This is a genomic window from Azorhizophilus paspali, from assembly GCF_043587585.2.
Lineage (GTDB): Bacteria > Pseudomonadota > Gammaproteobacteria > Pseudomonadales > Pseudomonadaceae > Azotobacter > Azotobacter paspali.
Window position 1 is genome coordinate 183,121 of record NZ_CP171449.1, and the last position, 15,097, is coordinate 198,217.

A 15,097-nucleotide genomic window follows, 5' to 3' on the forward strand; every position below is an offset into this window, starting at 1 on the left:
CTGCGCGGAGGCTGCGACGGACCTTCCTGTCGCGCTCGGCGCCGCGAAGTCGAAGAAGCCCGGCGCCTGGAAGTGAGCGGCGGTTGCCCGCTGCCTCAGCCCATCCCCAACCAGTTCGGCAGGGCCAGAAAAGTGGCCGGCACGTGGGTGATGATCGGCAGAAAGCCCAGCAGTATCAGCAGCCAGGGCAGCGCGGCATGGATCACCTGGCCGACGCTTATGCCGGTCACCGCCGAGGCGACGAACAGGTTCAGCCCCGCCGGCGCGGTGATCAGGCCGATCTCCATGTTCACCACTATGACGGTGCCCAGGTGGATCGGGTCGATGCCCAGGCGCATCGCGATGGCGAGGAGGATCGGCGCGAGGATCAGGATGATCGCCGAAGGCTCCATGAAGGCACCGGCGACCAGTAGCACCAGGCTCACCACCGGCAGGAACATCCACGGCGACAGGCCCATCCCGATCACCCAGGCGGTGATGCTCTGCGGGATCTGCTCGGTGGTCGGCACATGGGCGAAGAGGATCGCGTTGGCGATGCTGAACATCAGCATGATCGACAGCTTGCCCGACTCCAGCAGCATCCTGGGTACCTCGCGTAAGCGTATGTCTTTGTAGACGAACAGCGCGACGAAGGCCGCGTAGACCGTCGTCAGCGCCGCCGCCTCGGTGGGGGCCGAGTAGATGCCGCCGAGGATGATCGCTATCAGGAGCAGGCCTCGATCAGATCGGCGCCGATCTCGCCCTCGAACTTCTTCCATATCGGCTGCATGGCCAGGACGCGCCACTTGATGCGCTGCTGGGAACTTAGTTCGATGATCTCGGTGGTGCCGGTGGCCAGGATGCGCTACTTGTCGCCCTGGTTGAGGGCTGAGGCCTGCCTGTTTACCTCGGCGCTAACCTTGTCCATGATTTTGCGCAGTTCGCTGTGCACCTTTTCCGGCAGGCCGTTCCAGAACCTGGTGTCGGTGATCGCCATGTAGTCCAGCAGGCCATGGTCGGACATCGGTGATGTATTTCTGCACCTCGTGCATCTTCTGGCTGTAGATGTTCGAGTAGGGATTCTCGGCGCCGTTGACCACGCTGGTCTGCAGGCCCTGGTAGAGCTCGGCGAGGCTCATCTTGCGCGAGTTGACGCGTACCGTCTTGAACTGCTCCTCAAGCACTGGGGAGGCCTGCATGCGGAACTTCAGGGCACGGGCGTCCTTCGGCTCGTACAGCGGCTTGTTCGCCGAGGGCTGCTTCAGGCCGTTGTGCCAGTAGCCGAGGCCGGTGATGCCCTTGTCCTCCATCGAGTGCAGCAGGCCCTGGCCGGCCGGGCTGGCCTGGAAACGGTCGACCGCGGCTATGTCGTCGAATAGGAACGGCAGGTCGAAGACCTGAACGCTCTTGAAGTAGTGCTCGAACTTGGGTAGCGAGGGGGCGATGATCTGCACGTCGCCGAGCAGCAGCGCCTCCATTTCCTTGCCGTCGCCGAACGGCGAAGAATTGGGGTAGACCTCGACCCGTACCGTGCTGGGCAGGCGCTCCTCGGCGAGCTTCTTGAACAGCAGGGCGCCCTGGCCCTTCGGGGTGTGTTTTGCGACCACGTGGGAGAACTTGATGACTACCGGGTCGGCGGCCTGGTCAGGCCGCCGAGGCCGGTGGACAGGGCACCGACGAGTGCCTTGGCGGTGAAGCGAAACATGGGCGTTACCCTTCTTGTTCGTTGTTGTCGGCGGCCCTTCGGATGGGCTTTCGGCGGAGCGTTTCGGACAAGTCTAGGCGGCATTCGCCATCGCTTGGCGACGGACTTCGCCGGGGATGCGTCGGATGGATGGCGTGCCGCTTTCGGCCGGGACGATGGCCTGTCGCGCGGCGGCGTGCCGGTGGAAATCGTGAAGGGGCGGACGGCCGAGGTCGGCGGCGGAAAACCGCTATTGGCGAGGCGAAAGGCTGGCAGGTTTGCAGCGTTGGCGGGGGCCGCGTGACGCGGCCCCCACCGTGCGGGCGATCAGTCGTGATGGTGGCGATGGCCGTGCTTCTTGCCCATGCCGTTGGCGATGGCGCCGCCGGTCGCGCCGCCCACGCCGGCGCCGATGGTGGCGCCGGTGCCGCCGCCGAGCGCGTTGCCGAGCAGCGAGCCGCCCGCGGCGCCGAGACCGCCGCCGATGGCTACCTTGGTCTTGTTGCCGTCCCTGGCGGCGACGGCGCCGCCGGCCGCAGCGCCCAGGCCGGCACCGACCACGGCTCCGGCCTTGCCGCCGATGCTCTGGCCGAGCACGTTGCCCAGGGCGCCGCCGACGCCGCCACCGATGGCGGTCTGGGTGGTGCCCTCGCCGGCCATGGCGGCTTGAGCGCAGAGCAGGTTCAGGGTCAGGATGGAAAGCGTCTTGCGCATGTTGCAAACCTCTAATGCAGGGAAAAGGCGACGCATTGTGGCGGGTGGCTCGATGTCGGGTAAACACCCAGACAACCGTTTGTCCGCCGCGCAAGAGACCTTCCGCGAAACGCGGAGTTCCTGGCCGGGAGCGCTCGGTATGGCAGTATGCCGCCAGTCAGGCGGCGTCGTCCGGCGGATTTCCACCATCGGCGAAGCTCAGGCCGTGCTTGCGCAGCTTGTCGTGGAGGGTCTTGCGCGGTATGCCGAGGGCTTCGGCGAGGCTGCGCAGGGAGCCGTGCGGACGGCTCAGCTCGGCGGCGATCAGCGCGCGTTCGAAGGCTTCCACCTGCTCGGTGAGCCGGCCGACAGCCGCCGACGGCTCTATGTCCGGCGTCTGGCCCGGCGCCGGGCCTAGGCCCAGCTCCAGGCCGAGGGCGAAACGCTCGGCGACGTTCTGCAACTCGCGCACGTTGCCCGGCCAGGGGTGCAGCAGCAACTGAGCGCGCTGCTCCGGCTGCAGGCCGGGCGGCGGCAGTCCGTGGCGGGCACTGGCGGCGTTGGCGTAGTGCTGGAACAGTAGCAGGATGTCCTCGCCGCGCTCGCGCAACGGCGGAATGCGCAGCGGCGCGACGTTCAGCCGGTAGTAGAGGTCCGCGCGGAAGCGGCCCTGGTCGGCGGCCTGGCGCAGGTCTTCCTTGGTCGCCGCGACGACCCGGATATCCAGCGGGATCAACTGGTTCGAGCCGACCCGCTCGACCACCCGCTCCTGCAACAGGCGCAGCAGCTTGACCTGCACATCGAGGCTCATGCTCTCGATCTCGTCGAGGAACAGGGTGCCACCGTTGGCGAACTCGAACTTGCCGATGCGGCGCTTTTGCGCGCCGGTGAAGGCGCCGGCCTCGTGGCCGAACAGTTCGCTCTCCACCACCGACTCGGCTAGGGCGCCGGCGTTGATCGCCACGAAGGGACCGTCGCGACGCGCCGACAAGTCGTGCAGGGCGCGCGCCACCACCTCCTTGCCGCTGCCGGTCTCGCCGAGGATTAGCACGTCGGCGCTGGTCGCCGCCAGGGCGCCGATCTGCTCGCGCAGGCGGGCGATGGCCGGCGACTGGCCGACTAGGCGAGTGGTCAGCGCCTGGCGGTCGGCCAGCGCCAGGCGCAGGCTACGGTTGTCCAGAACCAGGCGGCGCAGGTCGAGGGCGCGGTGCACGCTGTCGAGCAGGTCTTCGCTGGCGAAGGGTTTCTCCAGGAAGTCGTAGGCGCCGGCGCGCATCGCCTGCACCGCCAGCGGCACGTCGCCGTGGCCGGTGATGAGTAGCACCGGCAATTCGGCGTCCAGCGCCTTGAGCTGGTCGAGCAGCTCCAGGCCGTCGATGCCGGGCATGCGGATGTCGCTGACCACCACGCCCGGCCAGTCGCGGTCGATGCGTCCGGCCAGCCCCTGGGCGTCGGCCAGGGCGCAGACCCCGAGGCCGGCCAGATCGAGGGTCTGGCTGAGGGCCTGGCGTAGGTGCAGGTCGTCGTCGATCAGCAGCACCTGGATCGAGGTGTCGACAATCATGGGTAGTCCTCCACGGTCTGGGCGCCGACCGCGCTGGTGGCCGGCTGCAAATTAAGAGTGACCAGCGCGCCACCGCCCGGCTCGTTGGCCAGCAGCAGTTCGCCGCCCAAGGCGTTGACCAAGCTGTCACAGATGGCCAGGCCCAGGCCCAGGCCGCGGGCGGTGGTCTTGGTGGTGTAGAAGGGTTCGCGGGCGCGCTCCAGGGCCTCGGCCGAAAAGCCGGGGCCGTTGTCGCGCAGGCTCAGGCTGATCCGCCCGTCGTCGAGGAGTCGTGTGGTCAGCCACAGGCGGCGCGGTGGCGCCCGCTCGGCCAGCGAGTCGAGGGCGTTGGCCAGCAGGTTGCCGAGCACCTGGCGCAGGCGCGTCTCGCCGGCCTGGACCCACAGGGTGGCCTCCGGCAGGTCGCGGATCAGTTCCACTTTCAGGCTGCGCCGACGATTGACCAGCAGGGCCAGGGCGTCCTCCAGCGCCGGCTGCAGGGCGACGCTCTCCGGGGTCTGGCGGTCGCGTCGGGCGAAGGCCTTGAGGTGGGCGATGATCAGCGCCATGCGCTTGGTCAACTGGCTGATCTGCTGCAGGTTCTCGCGCGCCTCGGGGTAACGCTGGTGGTCGAGCAGCACGCCGGCGTTGTCGGCGTAGCTGCGGATCGCCCCGAGCGGCTGGCTGAGTTCGTGGCTGATGCTCGCGCTCATGGTGCCGAGGGCCGAGAGCTTGCCGGCCTGGACTAGGTCGTCCTGGGCGCGGACCAGCTCCTGCTGGGCCTGTTCGCGCTCCAGCACCTCGCGCTTCAGGCGCCGGTTGAGTTCTTCCAGGTCCTGGGTGCGTTCCTGCACGCGGCGCTCCAGCTCCTGGCGGGTACGGGTATCCAGGGCGATGCGTTCGAGGTAGTGGCGGCGGCGCTGCAGCAGCAAGCCGAGCAGCAGCATCAGCACCAGCAGCCCGGTGGCGCCGCTGATCAGCACGGCGCGCACCGGGCGTTCGAGCATGCTGCGCGGGGCCAGGATGCGCACCGTCCAGCCGGTTTCCTCGATGTGCTGCTGCTGGATCAGCCAGTCCCTGGGGTTCAATTGCAACGGCTGCGGATCGCGCGTGGGGTAGGGCAGTTTGGCGGCGATCTCGGCCAGTTCGTCGGCGTCCAGCGGCCGGGTGGCGCGAAAGCGCCACTCGGAGTACGAGGTGAGGATCACCACGCCGTGCTTGTCGGTGGCCAGCAGGCGTTCCGGGGTGTTGCCCCAAAGCTGCTCGGTGTGGTCCAGGTCGACCTTGATCACCAGCACGCCGAGCGGCTCGCCAACCTCGCGCAGCGCCGCGGCGAAGTAGTAGCCGCGTTTGCCGGAGGTGGTGCCGAAGCCGAAGAACTGCCCCTGGCGGCCGGCCATGGCCTCGCTGAAATAGGGACGGAAGGCGAAGTCGCGGCCGACGAAGCTGTCCGGCTGGTCCCAGTTGGAAGCGGCCAGGGTGAGCCCGTGGGCGTCCATCAGGTACAGCGAGTCGGCGCCGGTGCGCTCGCGGATTTTCTTGAGCAGCCTGTTGGCCTCGACCACCGCTTCAGCCTGTTTGGGCTGGCGCAGCACGTTGTACAGCGCCGGCAGGTCGCCGAGGATCTGCGGCAGCGCCTCGTAGCGGCGCAGGGTGCCGAGCAGGTTGGCGACGTAGAGGTCGAGGGTCTGGCGGTTCTGCTGCAGTAGTTCGCCGAGGTAGTAGCGCTCGGCCAGTTGCTGCAGCGGCCAGAGCAGCGGCGCCACCAGCAGAGCGAGCAGCGCTAGGCTGCGCCAGCGCGGACGGCGGAGGAAGGCAGGTAATCGCATGAGGAGGCGCTCGACGGATCGGATGGGGCTGTCATCCATTATTTCCCACAATGGCGGGTCGTGGATGACCGGGTCTCGATTCATATGCCGCCCGCAGGAATCGTGCAAGCATCCGCGAGGCCGCCGTGCTTTTCTTGGCGGACGATTGCCGGCAAGTTGATGACCGGTTTCCAATGGCAAAGGCCGTCGCGTAGACATCAAGCAGCTCAAATTCCTCGTCGCCCTGGAGCAGACCCGGCATTTCGGCTAGGCCGCCGCGCGCCGCCAGGTGACCCAGCCGACTTTATCGATGCGCATCCGCGACCTCGAGGCGGAACTGGGGCTGGAGCTGATCCGCCGCAGTCATCGCTTCGAGGGCTTCACCGAGGCCGGCCTGCGCGTACTGGCCTGGTCGCGGACCCTACTGGCGGCGGAGGAGGGCCTGTATACCGAGGCCGCCGCCTGCCGCGGGCAACTGGTCGGCACTCTGCGCTTGGGCGTGGTGCCGCTGGCCGGCTTCTACCTGGTGGACCTGGCCGGCTTGTTCGCCGAGCTGCATCCGCGTCTGCGCTTCCGGATCGGTGTGCTGAGCAGCGAGCAGATTTTCGAGTAGCTCGGACGCAACCAGCTCGATCTAGAGCATTTTTTGAAAACACGAATTCGACATACAGGGGTTGCTCTTCCTGGTCATTTCGGGCCTCCTCTCCCGCTCAGACAAGGAGACCAGAATGGCTCGAGCATACAGTGCCGATCTTCGCCGACGCGTCGTCGACGCGGCCATGGGCGGGCTGTCGGCTCGGCAGGCTGCCGAGCGATTCGACATCGGCACGGCGACGGCGATCGTCTGGGTACGGCGCTTTCGGGAAGGCGGGGAGCTCGTCGCCCGCCGACAGGGCAAGCCCCGGGGCTTGCGGCTCGATCCCCATGCGCACTACCTGCTCGGCCTGCTCGAGCAAACCCCCGACCTGACGCTGGCCGAGCTCGCCGCAACCCTCGAGCGGGAGCGCGGTATTCGGGTTAGCCTGGCGACGGTATGGACGTTTCTCGACCGGCACGGCATGACGTTCAAAAAAAGACCGCGCATGCGGCCGAGCAGCAGCGGCCGGACGTCCAGGCAGCTCGACAGGAGTGGCTCGAGGAACAACCCGGCTTCGACTGGCGCAAGCTGATCGTCGTCGACGAAACCGCCGCCGCGACCAACCTGGCCCGCCTACGAGGCTGGGCCCCTCGCAGCGAGCGCTGCCTGGCCGCGGTCCCTCACGGTCACTGGAAAACCACGACCTTTACCGCCGGCCTGCGCGTGGATGGGCTAACTGCTCCGCTGGTGCTCGACGGCGCCATGAACGGCCCGGCCTTCCTGGCCTATGTCGAGCAGGTCCTGGTTCCCGAGCTGACGCCCGGCGCTATCGTGGTGATGGACAACCTGCCGGCCCACAAGGTGGCGGGGGTACGCCAGGCCATTGAAGGCGCAGGAGCCACACTGCGCTACCTGCCTCCCTATAGCCCCGACCTGAACCCGATCGAAAGGGCATTCTCCAAGCTCAAGGCGCTGCTGCGAAAGGCGGCGGCGCGGACCGTGCCGCAGCTGTGGCAGAGCATTGGCGAGGCGATTGCGCAGTTCTCGGCGCAGGACTGCAGGCACTACTTCGAGGGAGCCGGATATGAATCAGAATAAGGTAAAAATGCTCTAGGGATCTTCTACCTCGAACAGCTCGACCGCGTGCTGTTCGACGCCCATCCGCTGACCGAGGTCCACATGGCCCTGCTGCACGACGCGCGGCGCTTCGATTTCGCCGCGCCGGTACTGGGCTGGATAGAACTGGCGGAGCTGCCCCTGGGCCTGCTGTCGACCGGCATGCACTTTCGCCAGTCGATCGACCACGGTTTCCGCCGCCATGGCCTGACGCCCAACCTGCGTTTGGAAACCGATGCCGTCTATCTGCTGATGCGTGCCGTCGGCGCCGGCCTGTGCTGTGGTGTCGTGCCGCTGGAGGGCGGTTTCGAGCGGGAGTCCGAGCACTTGCGCCTGACCCCCATCGAGGACGCCTGCACCCTGGCCCCGCTGGGCCTGATCATCCGTCGCGCCGCGTTCGCCGCTGACGGAGGCCTGCTTTCGCGAGGCCAAGGTGTTCTTCCGCACGCCGCGCTGAACGGCTTCGCCGCGGCGCGGAGCGGACCGTTGGTCCTGGCCGACCGATGACACGGAAAAGGCCTGTGGATAGCGCTTAGAACCTGCAGCTCTTTATAACCATATAAATAATGGTTTTTAGATATTAACAAGCCATCTCAGTAGGCTTACGCCTCCGTATCCATTCGCCCCTCGGAGCCGCAACATGCTCAGTGTCAGCCGCCTCGAATTCATCGGCGTCCTTGCCGCCCGTGATATCCGCGAGCCCCTGCCGCCCGGCGCCGTACCGCTGGACAAGGCCTACCTCGGCGCCTGTGCCCGCGCCCTGGAGCACGGCGGCTTCGACGCGGCGCTGATCGGCTGGCAGGAGGCGGCCCCGGACGGCTTGCAGGTGGCCGCCCACGTCGCCCAGCAGACCCGCCGGCTCGGCTTGCTGGTGGCGCACCGGCTGGGCCTGCAGGCGCCGACCGAGGCGGCCCGCCAGTTCGCCACTCTCGATCACTTCAGCGAAGGTCGCGCGGCGCTGCGCCTGTTCGACGACGGCGGGCCGCAGAGCGACGGCGATTCTCTCGAACGCGGCGACTGGCCGGCGCGCAGTGACGAGTACCTGGCGCTGCTGCGGCGTGCCTGGAGCAGCACCAGACCCTTCGACTTCGACGGCCGCCAGTACCGGGTGAAAGGTCATCTGGCCGCCCTGCATCTGCTGCAGGCGCGTCTGCCGATCCATTGCGGCGGCGCCTCGACGGCCGCGGCCCGGCTGGCCGGCCGGCATGCCGACGTCTACGCGATGGCCGGCGAGCCGCTCGCCACCGTCGCCGTGCGTATCGGCATGGTGCGCGCCGCTGCCGCGCGCGAAGGACGAGCCGCCGCGGTGCGCTTCGGCCTCTCGTTGCGGGTGGTGCTCGGTACCAGCGAAGCCGAGGCTTGGAGCCGGGCCGGACGGCTGATGCCCTTCGCCTCGCGCGGCCAGGTCTTCGACGACTGCCTGTGGTGCGGCCTCGACGGCGATTCGGCTACCCTGGTCGGCACCCCCGCACAGGTCGCCGAAGCCTTCGCCGCCTACCATCGTCTCGGCGTCGAGAGTTTCCTGGTGCGTGGCTTCGACCCGCTCGCCGATGCCATCGAGTTCGGCCGCGAGCTGCTGCCGCGGGTGCGCGAGCGGATTCCCCTGCGCCTGCCGATCGAGGCCTTCGCGCCTTTCTGATTTCCCCGCCGGCGGGGCGGCCGCGTGGCCGTCGGCCGGCTCATTGCAAGGAGAACGAACATGTCCACGGAATCCTCCATCGTCGTCGTCGGAGGCGGCAGTCTCGGTCTGTACCTGGCCGGGCGTCTGAGCCTGGCCGGGCATGCCGTGACCGTGGCGCAGCGTCCGGGCGCCGGCGCGCAGGCCGACGGGATCGCCGCCGAAGGCGACGAGAGCTGGCAGGCACTGGCGGTGCGCTATGCGCCGCTCGACGAACTGCGAGGCCCCTTCGCTCAGGTCGTGGTCGCGGTGAAGTCGCACGACCTGGGCGAACTGCTGCCGCGCCTGACGAGCCTCGGCGATGCCGCCACCGAATACGTTTTCCTGCAGAACGGCATCCCCTGGTGGTGGTCGCACCGCGACGGCGAGATCGCCGGTGCGCCGTTCCTCGCGCGCAGCGTGGCGCTGGTCGTGCAGCACGCGGTGGAACGCACCGCACCGGGGCGTATCCGCGTGCGCCGCACCGGCTGCGACCGCTACATCTGCGCGCGGGTCCAGGGCAAGCCGGACGCGCCCTTGCTGGCGCTGGTCGAGGGTTGGCGGGTGGCCGGGATTCCGGTCGAGAGCGCGGCCGACATCCGCCGCGAGGTGTGGACCAAGCTGATGATCAACGCCACCGTCAATCCGCTGAGCGCGATCACCGGGGCGACGGTCGGCGAACTGGCGCGCACGCCGCGCACCCGCGAGGTGCTGCTCGCCGGCATGGCGGAAATCTACCGCCTGGCCGAACGGGACGGCCATCCGCCGAGCCTGACCCCCCAACAGCGGATGCGCCGCGCCGAGGAGGTGGGCGGCACGCGCACTTCGATGCTGCAGGACCGCCTGGCCGGACGCCGCCTGGAGATCGAGGCGTTGCTCGCCGCGCCGATCACCATCGCCGAGAGCTACGGCGAGCCGGTGCCGGTGCTCAGGACATTGCTCGGCTGCCTGGCGCTGGCGAACGACGAGGCGCGGCAACCGGCCTGACGGCCGGCCGCTCCGCGATGCCGTTCAGTCGAGGAGGCGGCATCGTGGGCCAGGGATGGCGGGACGTGCGCCACGCTGGGTTTCCGCGCGGTGCGCAGGTCGGAAAGCCCGCGCGGCGATTTTCCGGCGGGAATAATCCGCGCCGCCCGTTCAGCTCGGTTCGAGGCGGATTCGACTTCCGTGAATCCGCCTGACCGGCAACGAGTCGAAATCGATCCCCTGCAGGCACCGGACATTCACGGCCCAGCCGTCGAAGCGGCGTACGCCTGCGAAGCTCTTGCGGTGTCGGATCGCTGGAGCGCCTGAACGGCAGGATGCCGCATCGAGGGCAGAAGTAGTCTTTCGCCGTCCGGGTACCCCATTGGTTGAGCGACAAATTCTCTTAGGGCGTCAGCAGGCGCAGGTTCTCCTTCAAAACCCGAGCGTTCAGTGCCCCGCGCATCGAGCGGATCGAACAGTCGCATACGCGCACATGGTCGATCTCGGCCTCGACCTCGAAGCGGACCGCACCGCAGTGGCAAGAGCCGGTGTAGGTGGTCATCGTCCTCCAAACGGGCCTTTCGTATTGGAAAATCCGCGCAGCGCCATGCGGTGGGGCCGTTCTCCGGCCCTCGTTCAGGCCGCCGGGCCGCCTCGTTCGATCTGTTCCTTGAATTTCCGCCGGCTGTCCAGCTTCCGGCGCAGGCGGGCGCTGGCTTCCTCGCCGGTCTGGAAGATCGGCCGGTTGCCCTGGCCCTCGGCGACCTTGCGGAAGGCCTCGCTGCGGGCGGCGACGGCCAGGGCTTCGTGCAGCCTGGCGACGATCGGGGCCGGTGTCGCGGCCGGCGCGAACAGGCCGTTCCAGATCGTGAAGTCGGGCTCCTCGATACCCAGCTCGAAATTGGTCGGCACCTGCGGCAGTTCTGGCAGGCGCTGGCGGCCGATGACCAGCAGGGGGACCAGCTTGCCGCTGGCGAGATGTCCGGCGGCGACCGGGTAGTCGGCCACGCCGATGTCGATATGCCCGGCGACCAGGTCGGCGACCTGGGGCGCGGTGCCCTTGTACAGCACTTTCAGCAAGTTCAGCCCGAAATGGCGGGCGAGCTGTTCCACCGACAGTTCCGAAACCGAGCCGCCGCCCGTGGTGCCGAAGGAGAGCGGACGCTGCGCGTCGCGGGCACGCTCGCGCAGGGCCGCGAAGTTCGCGATGCCGGTCGAGGCCTGTGCCCAGAGCACCACGGAGGAGTCGACGAACAGGCCGATCGGGGTGAAATCCTTCAACGGGTCGAAATCGACGGCTTCAGGCGTTGCCGATCAGCGAGCTGGTGTTTGGCGCCAGCAGCGTGTAGCCGTCGGGCTCGCTGCGAGCGACATACCGGACGCCGATGGCCCCGGTCGCGCCGGTACGGTTCTCGACCACTACCGGCTGGCCGAGCAGGGTGGCGAGCTCGTTGGCGATCACCCGCCCGAAGGTATCGGTCAGGCCGCCCGCCGGCCAGGGCACGACGTACTTGATCGGGCGCTGCGGCCAGCCGCCCGGTGCCGCCAGGGCGAGGCGGCCGGCCAGGGGGGGCGGCGAGCAGCGCGCCGCCCGCCAGAGTGAGAAAGCGCCGTCAGGAGCAATGCGTCATGGCGGATTTCCGTGCAGGTCAGGTGGAAAAAGGGGGCATCGCGCCTTTACGGCCTTAGCCGGCGAGCGCGGTCGCGAAACTGAGGTCCCACAGCGGACGCACGTCTACCGACCGCTCGATCACCCCGGCTTTGTGGAAGGTATCGGCCACGTCCTGCTGGCTGCGGATCGCTTCGTCGTCCACCGCTACCAGGCGGCGTACTTGGCTCTCGTTGCGCAGCAGGGTGAGCACCGCCTCGATCGGCACGCCGATCTCCGGGGCGAGCGCTGCGGCATAGCGCTCGGGATTGGCCTGGCGCCAGGCGAAGGCCTTCTGCAGGCGCGCGAAGTAGTCGGCGATCGCCGCGTGGCGCTGCGGATCGGCGATGGCTTCCGGCGCAGCGAAAAACAGGTAGTTGCCCGACAGGTAGCCGTTGGCGCGCTTGAGCACCCGGGCGCCGACCGAGGTCTGCGCTAGCGGCACCGAATAGCCGTAGATGGCCCAGGCGTCGAGCTGGCCGGTGCGAAAGGCGGCACCGCCATCGGGCACCGTGAGGTTGATTGCCTGGATGTCGGCGAAGCTCAAGCCGACCTCGTCGAGCATCTTGGTCAGGTAGTACTGGGTGGTGGTGGCGCGCACGTAGCCGACGCGCTTGCCCTTCAGATCGGCGATAGAGCGGATCGGCGAATCCTTCGGCACCAGCACCGTCTGTTCGTTGACGTCGCCCTTAATCACTCCGACCACGCGGATGCGCGCACCCTTGAGGTAGCCGAACAGCGGCGGGATCTCGCTGCCGTAGGCGAGATCCAGCGAACCGCCGTTCATCGCCTCGACCATCAGGTTGCCCGAGGCGAACTCCGCCCAGTCGATGGGGTAAGGCGTGTCGGCGAGGCCGGCGGCCTCCAGCAGCAGCTTGTCGCCACCCTTGTACTGGGCCACGCGCAGCCGGCTCGGCGTGGCAGCCCCGGCAGCCCCGGCGCGCCGGCCGTGGAGCAGCAGCGGCGACAGGGCCAGGGCGCCGGCGCTGCCGGCGAGAAAGCGGCGGCGCGACAGGCCGTCCGAAGGTCGCGACATCGGTATTCCCTCTCTTGGTATTCCATGTTGGAGAGGATGCTAGCGCTCCGCTTTTAATTCATTAAGTGAATAATAATTCTATTGTTATATGTTTTTTGTGCATTTAAAAGGGCGCTCGGGGGAGGCCGGAGGCTGGCCTCGGCCAGCGCTGGATCGCCGGGCGCCGGCTGGGCCGGTGCCCAGCAGGGTGGAGATCAGGCGCGCGACCTCCGTTCGGCATGCAGGAACCCAATGCGCTGTGCCGCTGGGAGGCATCGGGCAAACTGGTTGCCGAGCACACGGCAGGCGGCCATCGCCGCTACGACCTCGCCAAATTGAAGCCTGAGCTGTTCCGTTCGCAGGCTGAGGCCTGCCGCGGGACACTGGCCTACGCTCGCGTTTGCAGCCACGACCAAGGACGACCTGGAGCGCCAGAAGCAGGTGCTGGAGCTGTACTGCGCGTGCCAGGGCTGGACGTTCGAGGTGATCGCCGACCTGGGCTGTGGCATGAACTACCAGAAGAAAGGGCTCAAGCGCCTGCTGGAATCCATCGTCGAGGGGCAGGTCGGGCGGCTGGTCATCACCCACAAGGACCGGCTGCTGCGCTTCGGTGCGGAGCTGGTGTTCGCCATCTGCGAAGCGAAGAGCGTCGAGGTGGTCATCCTGAACCAGGGTGAGGACACCACCTTCGAGGAGGATTTGGCCAAGGATGTGCTGGAGCTCATCACCGTGTTCAGCGCCCGGCTGTACGGCTCCCGCAGCCGCAAGAACCAGAAGCTGCTCGACGGCGTGAAAAAAACGGTGGAGGACGCGCACGCGCAATCGTGATCCTCGCCCACACGATCGCCCTCGCCCCCAACAACGCGCAGGCGACCTATAGACCCGGCACGACCGGGACGGCAACGCGGCAATCAATCTGAAGCATTACGCCGTGAGTTCCACGGTGTCGGCCTGTGGAGGGGAAGGCGCTGGCCCTGGCGGCAACGCCAGGGTGAAACCGGCCCCGTCGAAGCAGGAAGTTAGCAAAAAGCTACCTATGGGGAGCTTTGGATAGGTCTAACAGAACGGTTCTTCATGTCCATGCAATCCCAAGACATCGTCAAGCGCTCGGCGATCAGCGCGCTGACCCCGCCGACCCAGGTCCGCGACCACAAGGCAAAAGTCGCCAAGCTGATCGACGTGAGCATCTGCATCGGCTGCAAGGCTTGCCAGGTAGCCTGCTCGGAGTGGAACGACCTGCGCGACGAGGTCGGCCACAACGTCGGCGTCTACGACAACCCCACCGACCTCAGCGCCAAGAGCTGGACGGTGATGCGCTTCGACAAGGTGCAGTGCGTAGGGTGGATAACGGCGCAGCCTTATCCACCGTGCAGAACTCCGGTGGAAAACGCTGCGCGGTTTTCCACCCTACGACAATTCACCGAATACCTTCGACGAGAATCCCCATGGCCCATGCACTGCAAGACGGCTTCGGACGCACCATCGACTACCTGCGGCTGTCGGTGACCGACCGCTGCGACTTCCGCTGCGTCTACTGCATGGCCGAGGACATGCGCTTTTTGCCGCGCCAGCAGATCCTCGGCCTGGAGGAGCTGTACCGCCTGGCCCGGCTGTTCGTCGGCCGCGGGGTGAAGAAGATCCGTCTCACCGGCGGCGAGCCGCTGGTGCGTCGCGACATCCTCGGTCTGTGCGAGCGGATCGCCGTCTTGCCCGGTCTGCGCGAACTGGTGATGACCAGCAACGGCTCGCAACTGGCCAGGCTGGCCCGGCCGCTGGCCGAGGCCGGGGTGAAGCGGCTCAACATTAGCCTGGACTCGGCGCGCTTTCGCGCCATCACCCGCAGCGGCGAGCTGGCGCGGGTGCTCGACGGCATCGAAGCGGCCCGCGGCACCGGCTTCGAGCGGATCAAGCTGAATACCGTGGTGATGCAGGGGCGCAACGCCGACGAGGTGCTCGACCTGGTCGACTACGCCGTGGCGCGCGGGCTGGACATCAGCTTCATCGAGGAAAGGCTGCTCGGCGAAGTCGGCCGCTCGCGCGGCGAGGCTTTCTGCTCCTACGACGAAGTGAGGGCGCGGATCGCCAGCCGCTACGCGCTGCTCGACTGCGCCGAGCACAGCGGCGGGCCGGCGCATCCAGCCAGCCGCATCGGCTTCATCTCGCCGCACAGCCACAACTTCTGCGCCAGTTGCAACCGCCTGCGGCTGACCGTCGAGGGACGCCTGCTGTTCTGCCTGGGTCACGAACAGTCGCTGGATCCGCGTGCCCTGTTGCGTCGCCACCCGACCGACGACCGGCCGCTCGTGGACGCCATCGACCGCGCCATGCTGCACAAGCCGCAGCAGCACGACTTCTCCGTGGGCGGAGAAGTCCAGGTGCTGCGCTTCATGAACGCCAGCGGAGGCTGAGGG

General features: G+C 67.7%; 11 protein-coding genes and 6 pseudogenes. 8 read left to right on the forward strand and 9 right to left on the reverse strand.

Annotated features, from left to right (window positions below; translation table 11 throughout):
- Positions 1-95: 95 nt before the first annotated feature.
- From ACGI6K_RS00985 to ACGI6K_RS01005, 5 genes and pseudogenes are all read right to left on the reverse strand, one after another.
- Positions 96-731: pseudogene (locus tag ACGI6K_RS00985) on the reverse strand (TRAP transporter large permease subunit); the annotation flags it as partial.
- Positions 704-1,684, reverse strand: a pseudogene (locus ACGI6K_RS00990) (DctP family TRAP transporter solute-binding subunit). The pseudogenes ACGI6K_RS00990 and ACGI6K_RS00985, both read right to left, overlap by 28 nt.
- A 306-nt stretch (positions 1,685-1,990) precedes the next feature.
- A complete protein-coding gene (locus tag ACGI6K_RS00995) occupies positions 1,991-2,377 on the reverse strand; it encodes a glycine zipper domain-containing protein (protein ID WP_376946401.1) in 387 nt (128 codons plus the stop codon).
- Between the two features lie 157 nt (positions 2,378-2,534).
- Positions 2,535-3,920: a sigma-54-dependent transcriptional regulator gene (locus ACGI6K_RS01000; RefSeq protein ID WP_376946403.1), complete on the reverse strand. Its 1,386-nt coding sequence runs from the start codon at positions 3,918-3,920 to the stop codon at positions 2,535-2,537.
- The gene (locus ACGI6K_RS01005; RefSeq protein ID WP_376946405.1) at positions 3,917-5,728 is read right to left on the reverse strand and encodes a sensor histidine kinase; all 1,812 of its coding nucleotides are present in this window, start codon (positions 5,726-5,728) and stop codon (positions 3,917-3,919) included. Before ACGI6K_RS01005 ends, ACGI6K_RS01000 begins: the two co-directional genes overlap by 4 nt.
- A 196-nt stretch (positions 5,729-5,924) precedes the next feature.
- On the opposite strand from ACGI6K_RS01005, the pseudogene ACGI6K_RS01010 reads away from it, so the two are divergent.
- The 5 genes and pseudogenes from ACGI6K_RS01010 to ACGI6K_RS01030 form a co-directional block, all read left to right on the forward strand.
- Positions 5,925-6,401: pseudogene (locus tag ACGI6K_RS01010) on the forward strand (LysR family transcriptional regulator); the annotation flags it as partial.
- Between the two features lie 34 nt (positions 6,402-6,435).
- Positions 6,436-7,382 (forward strand): IS630 family transposase gene (locus ACGI6K_RS01015; RefSeq protein WP_394543287.1). Its coding sequence is split into 2 segments (ribosomal slippage): positions 6,436-6,775 and positions 6,775-7,382, totalling 948 coding nucleotides; the frame shifts between segments, so codons are not numbered across the junction.
- Positions 7,383-7,394: 12 nt separating this feature from the next.
- Positions 7,395-7,857: pseudogene (locus ACGI6K_RS01020) on the forward strand (LysR family transcriptional regulator substrate-binding protein); the annotation flags it as partial.
- A 183-nt stretch (positions 7,858-8,040) separates the two neighbouring features.
- Positions 8,041-9,039 carry an LLM class flavin-dependent oxidoreductase gene (locus tag ACGI6K_RS01025; protein WP_376945540.1) on the forward strand — a complete coding sequence of 333 codons (999 nt, stop codon included), beginning with the start codon at positions 8,041-8,043 and terminating at the stop codon, positions 9,037-9,039.
- Between the two features lie 60 nt (positions 9,040-9,099).
- The gene (locus ACGI6K_RS01030) at positions 9,100-10,044 is read left to right on the forward strand and encodes a ketopantoate reductase family protein (protein WP_376945542.1); all 945 of its coding nucleotides are present in this window, start codon (positions 9,100-9,102) and stop codon (positions 10,042-10,044) included.
- A gap of 382 nt (positions 10,045-10,426) precedes the next feature.
- Here the strand turns inward: ACGI6K_RS01030 and ACGI6K_RS01035 are convergent, their stop codons facing one another.
- The 4 genes from ACGI6K_RS01035 to ACGI6K_RS01050 form a co-directional block, all read right to left on the reverse strand.
- On the reverse strand, positions 10,427-10,585 hold the full coding sequence (locus ACGI6K_RS01035) for a GFA family protein (RefSeq protein WP_376945544.1): 159 nt from the start codon (positions 10,583-10,585) through the stop codon (positions 10,427-10,429).
- 74 nt (positions 10,586-10,659) lie between these two features.
- Entirely contained in the window at positions 10,660-11,304 is a 645-nt protein-coding gene (locus ACGI6K_RS01040) for a tripartite tricarboxylate transporter substrate binding protein (RefSeq protein ID WP_376945546.1), read from the reverse strand.
- 19 nt (positions 11,305-11,323) lie between these two features.
- Positions 11,324-11,527 (reverse strand): tripartite tricarboxylate transporter substrate-binding protein, encoded by a 204-nt coding sequence (locus tag ACGI6K_RS01045; protein WP_376945548.1) that lies wholly within the window; start codon positions 11,525-11,527, stop codon positions 11,324-11,326.
- A gap of 181 nt (positions 11,528-11,708) precedes the next feature.
- The gene (locus tag ACGI6K_RS01050; protein WP_376945550.1) at positions 11,709-12,707 is read right to left on the reverse strand and encodes an ABC transporter substrate-binding protein; all 999 of its coding nucleotides are present in this window, start codon (positions 12,705-12,707) and stop codon (positions 11,709-11,711) included.
- A gap of 218 nt (positions 12,708-12,925) precedes the next feature.
- Between ACGI6K_RS01050 and ACGI6K_RS01055 the strand changes: the two are divergent.
- The 3 genes and pseudogenes from ACGI6K_RS01055 (at position 12,926) to moaA (ending at position 15,094) form a co-directional block, all read left to right on the forward strand.
- Positions 12,926-13,514, forward strand: a pseudogene (locus ACGI6K_RS01055) (IS607 family transposase).
- Positions 13,515-13,760: 246 nt separating this feature from the next.
- Positions 13,761-14,018 (forward strand): annotated as a pseudogene (locus ACGI6K_RS01060) (formate dehydrogenase subunit beta); the annotation flags it as partial.
- A 113-nt stretch (positions 14,019-14,131) separates the two neighbouring features.
- Complete coding sequence (gene moaA, locus ACGI6K_RS01065) at positions 14,132-15,094, forward strand: GTP 3',8-cyclase MoaA (protein WP_376945552.1); 963 nt, start codon at positions 14,132-14,134, stop codon at positions 15,092-15,094.
- Positions 15,095-15,097 lie beyond the last annotated feature (3 nt).

Bases quoted from the DNA above. Each gene is read 5' to 3' on its own strand.
- ACGI6K_RS00995 (WP_376946401.1), bottom strand. From the start codon at position 2,377: ATGCGCAAGACGCTTTCCATCCTGACCCTGAACCTGCTCTGCGCTCAA.
- ACGI6K_RS01000 (WP_376946403.1), bottom strand. From the start codon at position 3,920: ATGATTGTCGACACCTCGATCCAGGTGCTGCTGATCGACGACGACCTG.
- ACGI6K_RS01005 (WP_376946405.1), bottom strand. From the start codon at position 5,728: ATGCGATTACCTGCCTTCCTCCGCCGTCCGCGCTGGCGCAGCCTAGCG.
- ACGI6K_RS01025 (WP_376945540.1), top strand. From the start codon at position 8,041: ATGCTCAGTGTCAGCCGCCTCGAATTCATCGGCGTCCTTGCCGCCCGT.
- ACGI6K_RS01030 (WP_376945542.1), top strand. From the start codon at position 9,100: ATGTCCACGGAATCCTCCATCGTCGTCGTCGGAGGCGGCAGTCTCGGT.
- ACGI6K_RS01035 (WP_376945544.1), bottom strand. From the start codon at position 10,585: ATGACCACCTACACCGGCTCTTGCCACTGCGGTGCGGTCCGCTTCGAG.
- ACGI6K_RS01050 (WP_376945550.1), bottom strand. From the start codon at position 12,707: ATGTCGCGACCTTCGGACGGCCTGTCGCGCCGCCGCTTTCTCGCCGGC.
- moaA (WP_376945552.1), top strand. From the start codon at position 14,132: ATGGCCCATGCACTGCAAGACGGCTTCGGACGCACCATCGACTACCTG.